The sequence below is a fragment of the Streptomyces sp. NPDC127092 genome (assembly GCF_042722475.1).
GTDB lineage: Bacteria > Actinomycetota > Actinomycetes > Streptomycetales > Streptomycetaceae > Streptomyces.
Window position 1 is genome coordinate 136951 of record NZ_JBHXFE010000020.1, and the last position, 6000, is coordinate 142950.

General features: G+C 71.2%; 7 protein-coding genes. 6 read left to right on the top strand and 1 reads right to left on the bottom strand.

What is annotated here, in order from left to right; genetic code table 11:
• Positions 1 to 120: 120 nt before the first annotated feature.
• From gap to ACFWJO_RS18725, 5 genes are all read left to right on the top strand, one after another.
• Positions 121 to 1128 (top strand): type I glyceraldehyde-3-phosphate dehydrogenase, encoded by a 1008-nt coding sequence (gene gap / locus ACFWJO_RS18705; RefSeq protein WP_384421891.1) that lies wholly within the window; start codon positions 121 to 123, stop codon positions 1126 to 1128.
• Positions 1129 to 1238: 110 nt separating this feature from the next.
• The gene (locus ACFWJO_RS18710; protein WP_386866410.1) at positions 1239 to 2450 is read left to right on the top strand and encodes a phosphoglycerate kinase; all 1212 of its coding nucleotides are present in this window, start codon (positions 1239 to 1241) and stop codon (positions 2448 to 2450) included.
• Positions 2451 to 2487: 37 nt separating this feature from the next.
• Positions 2488 to 3243, top strand: a complete 756-nt coding sequence (tpiA, locus tag ACFWJO_RS18715; protein ID WP_384421917.1) for a triose-phosphate isomerase — start codon at positions 2488 to 2490, stop codon at positions 3241 to 3243.
• A gap of 106 nt (positions 3244 to 3349) precedes the next feature.
• Positions 3350 to 3580, top strand: coding sequence for a preprotein translocase subunit SecG (gene secG, locus ACFWJO_RS18720; RefSeq protein ID WP_030205174.1), 231 nt, complete (start codon positions 3350 to 3352; stop codon positions 3578 to 3580).
• 77 nt (positions 3581 to 3657) lie between these two features.
• Entirely contained in the window at positions 3658 to 3993 is a 336-nt protein-coding gene (locus ACFWJO_RS18725; RefSeq protein ID WP_003957010.1) for an RNA polymerase-binding protein RbpA, read from the top strand.
• 81 nt (positions 3994 to 4074) lie between these two features.
• Here ACFWJO_RS18725 and ACFWJO_RS18730 read toward each other — a convergent pair whose 3' ends face one another.
• Positions 4075 to 4929: a MurR/RpiR family transcriptional regulator gene (locus ACFWJO_RS18730; RefSeq protein ID WP_386866413.1), complete on the bottom strand. Its 855-nt coding sequence runs from the start codon at positions 4927 to 4929 to the stop codon at positions 4075 to 4077.
• Positions 4930 to 4988: 59 nt separating this feature from the next.
• On the opposite strand from ACFWJO_RS18730, the gene ACFWJO_RS18735 reads away from it, so the two are divergent.
• Entirely contained in the window at positions 4989 to 5906 is a 918-nt protein-coding gene (locus ACFWJO_RS18735) for an N-acetylglucosamine kinase (RefSeq protein ID WP_386866415.1), read from the top strand.
• Positions 5907 to 6000 lie beyond the last annotated feature (94 nt).

Below are 6000 nucleotides of genomic sequence, written 5' to 3' on the forward strand. Positions count from 1 at the left end.
CTGCACGCGATGTCACGCGGAGCCATCCGGAGAGGTAGGGTCGTAAGCGGTCGGGGACATCCCAAAAAGAGAAGCTCGCCGGGCGTCGAAACCCGGCGTACCTAACGAGGAGATCGGTTCGTGACGATCCGCGTAGGCATCAACGGCTTTGGCCGTATCGGTCGCAACTACTTCCGCGCGCTCCTTGAGCAGGGTGCCGACATCGAGGTCGTGGCGGTCAACGACCTGGGTGACACCGCGACCACGGCGCACCTGCTGAAGTACGACACCATCCTGGGTCGCCTCAAGGCCGAGGTGAGCCACACCGCCGACACCATCACCGTCGACGGCCACACCATCAAGGTGCTGTCCGAGCGCAACCCGGCCGACATCCCGTGGGGTGAGCTGGGCGTCGACATCGTCATCGAGTCCACCGGCATCTTCACCAAGCGCGAGGACGCCGCGAAGCACCTCGCCGGCGGCGCCAAGAAGGTCCTCATCTCGGCTCCGGCCAAGGACGAGGACATCACCATCGTCATGGGCGTCAACCAGGACAAGTACGACGCGGCCAACCACCACGTCATCTCCAACGCGTCCTGCACCACCAACTGTGTCGCGCCGATGGCCAAGGTCCTCGACGAGAACTTCGGCATCGTCCGCGGTCTGATGACCACGGTCCACGCGTACACCAACGACCAGCGCATCCTGGACTTCCCGCACAAGGACCTGCGCCGCGCCCGCGCCGCCGCGGAGAACATCATCCCGACCACGACCGGTGCCGCCAAGGCCACCGCCCTGGTCCTCCCGCAGCTCAAGGGCAAGCTCGACGGCATGGCCATGCGCGTCCCGGTCCCGACCGGCTCGGTCACCGACCTGGTCGTGGAGCTCTCCCGCGAGGTCACCAAGGACGAGGTCAACGCCGCGTTCAAGAAGGCCGCGGACGGCGAGCTCAAGGGCATCCTGTTCTACACCGAGGACGAGATCGTCTCCTCGGACATCGTGAGCGACCCGGCGTCCTGCACGTTCGACTCGTCGCTGACGATGGTCCAGGAGGGCAACTCGGTCAAGGTCCTCGGCTGGTACGACAACGAGTGGGGTTACTCCAACCGTCTCGTCGACCTCACCGTCTTCGTCGGCGGCCAGCTCTAAGCTCTAGGGCGGGCTTTCGATGTGAAGCAGGGCTCGGGCAGTGCGATGACGCACTGCGCGAGCCCTGTGTCGTGTGCTCCACCGCGTGTACCAAGGAGTCAGAGATACAGATGAAGACGATCGACGAGCTGCTCGCCGAGGGCGTCTCCGGCAAGCGGGTGTTCGTCCGCGCCGACCTCAACGTGCCCCTCGACGGCACCACCATCACCGATGACGGCCGCATCCGCGCCGTGGTCCCGACCGTCAAGGCGCTCGCCGACGCCGGCGCCCGCGTCGTGGTGGCCTCGCACCTCGGCCGCCCCAAGGGCGCCCCGGACCCGGCCTTCTCCCTCGCCCCGGCAGCCAAGCGCCTCGGCGAACTGCTGGACGCCGACGTGGCCTTCGCGACCGACACCGTCGGCGAGTCGGCCAAGGCGACCGTGGCGGCCCTGACCGACGGCCGGGTGGCCGTCGTCGAGAACCTCCGCTTCAACGCGGGCGAGACCTCCAAGGACGACGCCGAGCGCGAGGCCTTCGCGGCCGAACTGGCCGGGCTCGCCGACGTCTACGTCGGCGACGGCTTCGGCGCGGTCCACCGCAAGCACGCCTCGGTCTTCGACCTGCCGGCCAGGCTGCCGCACTACGCCGGCTACCTCATCGCCACCGAGGTCGGCGTCCTGAAGAAGCTCACCGAAGAGGTCGAGCGGCCCTACGTGGTCGTCCTCGGCGGCGCCAAGGTCTCCGACAAGCTGGGCGTCATCGACAACCTGCTGAAGAAGGCCGACCGCATCCTCATCGGCGGCGGCATGGCCTACACCTTCCTGGCCGCCAAGGGCCACGAGGTCGGCATCTCGCTGCTCCAGGCGGACCAGAAGGACACGTGCCTGGACTACCTGGCGGAGGCGGAGAAGCGCGGCGTCGAGTTCGTGCTCCCCGTCGACGTCCTGGTCTCCGCCGAGTTCCCGGACCTGAAGACCAAGGCCCCGGCCACCTACGAGACCGTCGCCTCCGACGCCATCCCGGCGGACAAGGAGGGCCTGGACATCGGCCCGAAGACCCGCGAGCTCTACGCGGCGAAGCTCGCCGACGCGGGCACGGTCTTCTGGAACGGCCCCATGGGCGTCTTCGAGCACCCCGACTACGCGAACGGCACCAAGGCCGTCGCGCAGGCCCTGCTCGACTCGCCCGGCTTCACCGTCGTCGGCGGCGGTGACTCGGCCGCCGCCGTGCGCACGCTCGGCTTCGACGAGAATGCGTTCGGCCACATCTCGACCGGCGGCGGTGCTTCCCTCGAATACCTCGAGGGCAAGACGCTTCCCGGCCTCGCCGCTCTGGAGGACTGAGACCTTGACTGACAATCTGCGCACCCGCACCCCGCTGATGGCGGGCAACTGGAAGATGAACCTCAACCACCTCGAGGCCATCGCCCACGTCCAGAAGCTCGCCTTCGCCCTGACCGACAAGGACTACGACGCCGTCGAGGTCGCCGTCCTGGTCCCCTTCACCGACCTGCGCTCCGTGCAGACCCTGGTCGACGGCGACAAGCTGAAGATCAAGTACGGCGCCCAGGACCTCTCGGCGCACGACTCCGGCGCGTACACCGGTGAGATCTCCGGTCCGATGCTGGCCAAGCTGAAGTGCGCCTTCGTGGCCGTCGGCCACTCGGAGCGCCGCCAGTACCACGCCGAGAACGACGAGGTCTGCAACGCCAAGGTGAAGGCCGCCTTCAAGCACGGCATCACCCCGATCCTCTGCGTCGGCGAGGAGCTGGAGGTCCGCGAGGCCGGCAACGCCGTCCCGCACACCCTGGCCCAGGTCGAGGGCGGTCTGAAGGGCGTCCCGGCCGAGCAGGCCGAGTCCGTCGTGATCGCCTACGAGCCCGTCTGGGCCATCGGCACCGGCAAGGTCTGCGGCGCCGACGACGCGCAGGAGGTCTGCGCGGCGATCCGCGGCAAGCTCGCCGAGCTGTACTCGCAGGAGCTGGCCGACAAGGTCCGCATCCAGTACGGCGGCTCCGTGAAGAGCGGCAACGTGGCCGAGATCATGGCGCAGGCCGACATCGACGGCGCGCTGGTCGGCGGTGCCTCGCTGGACGCCGACGAGTTCGTCAAGATCGTCCGGTTCCGCGACCAGTGATGATGTAGGCGGCGGGGGAGATCCGTCGTACCCTTGCGGGGGTCGGGCAGGTACGATGCCCGGCCCCCGTCCGTATAAGTCCGAGGAAGTTGGTCCAGCCGTGGTTATGGGGTTCTCGATCGCCCTGATCGTCTTCAGTGCGCTGCTGATGCTGCTCGTGCTGATGCACAAGGGGAAGGGCGGCGGCCTCTCCGACATGTTCGGTGGCGGCATGCAGTCGTCCGTCGGCGGCTCCTCGGTCGCCGAGCGCAACCTCGACCGCATCACCGTGGTGGTCGGTCTGCTGTGGTTCGCGTGCATTGTCGTACTTGGTCTGCTGATGAAGTTGGACGGGTAACTCCAATCACTGGACGCGCGTTGGGCCTTACGTAGACTGGGGCATCTTCGAGCACCATCACGCAGGGAGTTACGACCGTGGCAAGTGGCAACGCGATCCGGGGAAGCCGGGTCGGAGCGGGGCCGATGGGGGAGGCCGAGCGGGGCGAGTCGGCACCGCGTCTCCGCATCTCCTTCTGGTGCTCGAACGGGCACGAGACCCAGCCGAGCTTCGCCAGCGACGCGCAGGTGCCGGACACCTGGGACTGCCCGCGCTGTGGCTTCCCGGCCGGCCAGGACCGGGACAACCCGCCGGACCCGCCGCGCACCGAGCCGTACAAGACGCACCTCGCGTACGTACGGGAGCGGCGCAGCGACGCGGACGGCGAGGCGATCCTCGCCGAGGCGCTCGCCAAGCTCCGTGGTGAGATCTGAGCGCGACACGACGACACGATGACGAACGGGTCCTGAGCAGCACAGGGCCCGTTCGTCATGTCCGGGCGGTGTTCTCCCGCGTCATCCGCGGTGGCCGTCGGCGATGTGCGCGGTGAGCGCGAGGGCGGCCGTGGCCCGCGAGTAGGTCAGCTGCGCCACGCGCGCGTAGAGGCAGTCGAGGATCAGCAGCACCGAGTGCCGGGTGCCGAAGCCGCCGTGCCGGAACCCGGTGGGCGCGGCGGTCGAGGTGAGGTGGACGCCCGCCGCGCGGGCCACCGGGGAGCGCGGGTCGGCGGTCACGGCCACCGTCGCGGCGCCCCGCTCGGCGGCCAGCCGCAGCGGTCCGAGGACCTCGCGGGTCGCGCCCGAGTGGGAGAGCGCGACGACCGCGTCCGCGGGCGTCAGGAGGGCCGCGGAGGTCTCCGCCGCGTGCACCTCGGTCCAGGCGCGGGCCTCGCAGCCGATGCCGAACAGCCGGGCCTGCGTCTCCAGGGCCAGCACACCGGAGGCACCGACCCCGTAGACGTCGATCCGCCGGGCCTGGGCGAGCGCGCGGGCGGCCCGCTCCAGCGCCTCCAGGTCCAGCTGCTCGCTGGTGGCGCGCAGGGCCGCGAGATCGGCGCGGGCGACGGCGGCGACGACGTCGTCGAGCGGCTCGTCGGGCCCGATCTCGGGGCCGAGCGGCCGGTGTTCCCGCGGCTCGGCGCTCTCCTGGCCCTGTTCCCTGGCGAGTTCGAGCAGCAGCCGCTGGTACGAGTCGAGGCCGAGGGCGTGGCAGAACCGGGTCACGGTGGCCTGCGAGGTGCCGGTGCGGCGGCCGAGCTCGGCCGCGGAGAGTCCGGCCACCCGCGCCGGATCGGCGAGCACCCAGTCGCCGACCTTGCGCAAGGAGCCCGACATCCGTGGGAGTTCGGAGCGGATCAGTGCGGTGATCATGCGGGAGGGCCTTCCGGGGTCTTGTGACCGGGTGAATCTATCAACCAGCATGCGGCCTGATGAACGAATCCAGGATTCAACGGGTGGTGGGCGTCGACGCGGGCGGTACGCGGACCAGGGCGCGGCTCGCCGAGGCGGCGACCGGCCGGACGCTGGGCGAGGGCACGGGCGGCCCGGGCAACGCGCTGAGCGTGCCGGCGGACGCGCTCGTACGGCATCTGTCCGAGGCCCTGCGCGGGGCGGTGCCGCCGGGCGGCGGGGGAGCGGTCGCCGCGGTCGTGGCGGGCTTCGCGGGCGGCGGCCCCGGCGGCGGCAAGGAGCGGGCCGCGGCGGCACTGGCGGCCGCGCTCGCGGAGGTCGGCGCGGCTCCGGCGCGGGTCGAGGTGCGCGGCGACGCGGAGGTGGCCTTCGCGGCCGGTCCCGGCACTCCGGCCGACGGCCTGGTCCTCATCGCCGGCACCGGGGCGGCGGGCGCGCGGATCGCGGACCGCCGCATGGTGCGCGCGGTGGACGGCGACGGCTGGCTGCTCGGGGACGCCGGCAGCGGCTTCTGGCTGGGTCGGGAGGTGCTGCGGGCGGTGCTGCGGGCCCTCGACGGCAGGGGGCCGGCCACCGCCCTCGCGGACCCGGTGGAGGAGCTCTGCGGAGGCCTGGCGAAGGAACGCGTGGTCGGGTTCGCGTACGCCGCCCACCCGGTCCGGCTCGCGGAGCTGAGCCCGCTGGTGGTGGCCGCGGCCGACGCGGGGGACGCCGTCGCCGGCCGGCTCCTCGACCGCGCGGCGGACGAACTGGCGGCGTCCGTAGGGGCGTTGGAGCCGAGGCCGGGGGAGTCGCTGGTGGTGACCGGCGGCCTCCTGGCGCCCGGCGGGCCGCTCCTGGAGCGCCTTTCCGCCCGGGTGCGCGCCGCGGGGCTCGTGCCGTCCTCCGTACCGGACGGCCTGGCGGGCGCGGTGTCGCTGGCGCGGCTGCCGGTCTGACGGAGGAGGGGAAGGGGCGGTACGGGCTCGTGCCCGTACCGCCCCCTCCGGCGTTTCTCCCAACACCTTGGAGAGGGAGGCCTTGGTGCGGTCG

Bases quoted from the DNA above. Each gene is read 5' to 3' on its own strand.
- ACFWJO_RS18735 (WP_386866415.1), top strand. From the start codon at position 4,989: ATGAACGAATCCAGGATTCAACGGGTGGTGGGCGTCGACGCGGGCGGT.
- ACFWJO_RS18710 (WP_386866410.1), top strand. From the start codon at position 1,239: ATGAAGACGATCGACGAGCTGCTCGCCGAGGGCGTCTCCGGCAAGCGG.
- secG (WP_030205174.1), top strand. From the start codon at position 3,350: ATGGGGTTCTCGATCGCCCTGATCGTCTTCAGTGCGCTGCTGATGCTG.
- tpiA (WP_384421917.1), top strand. From the start codon at position 2,488: ATGGCGGGCAACTGGAAGATGAACCTCAACCACCTCGAGGCCATCGCC.
- ACFWJO_RS18730 (WP_386866413.1), bottom strand. From the start codon at position 4,929: ATGATCACCGCACTGATCCGCTCCGAACTCCCACGGATGTCGGGCTCC.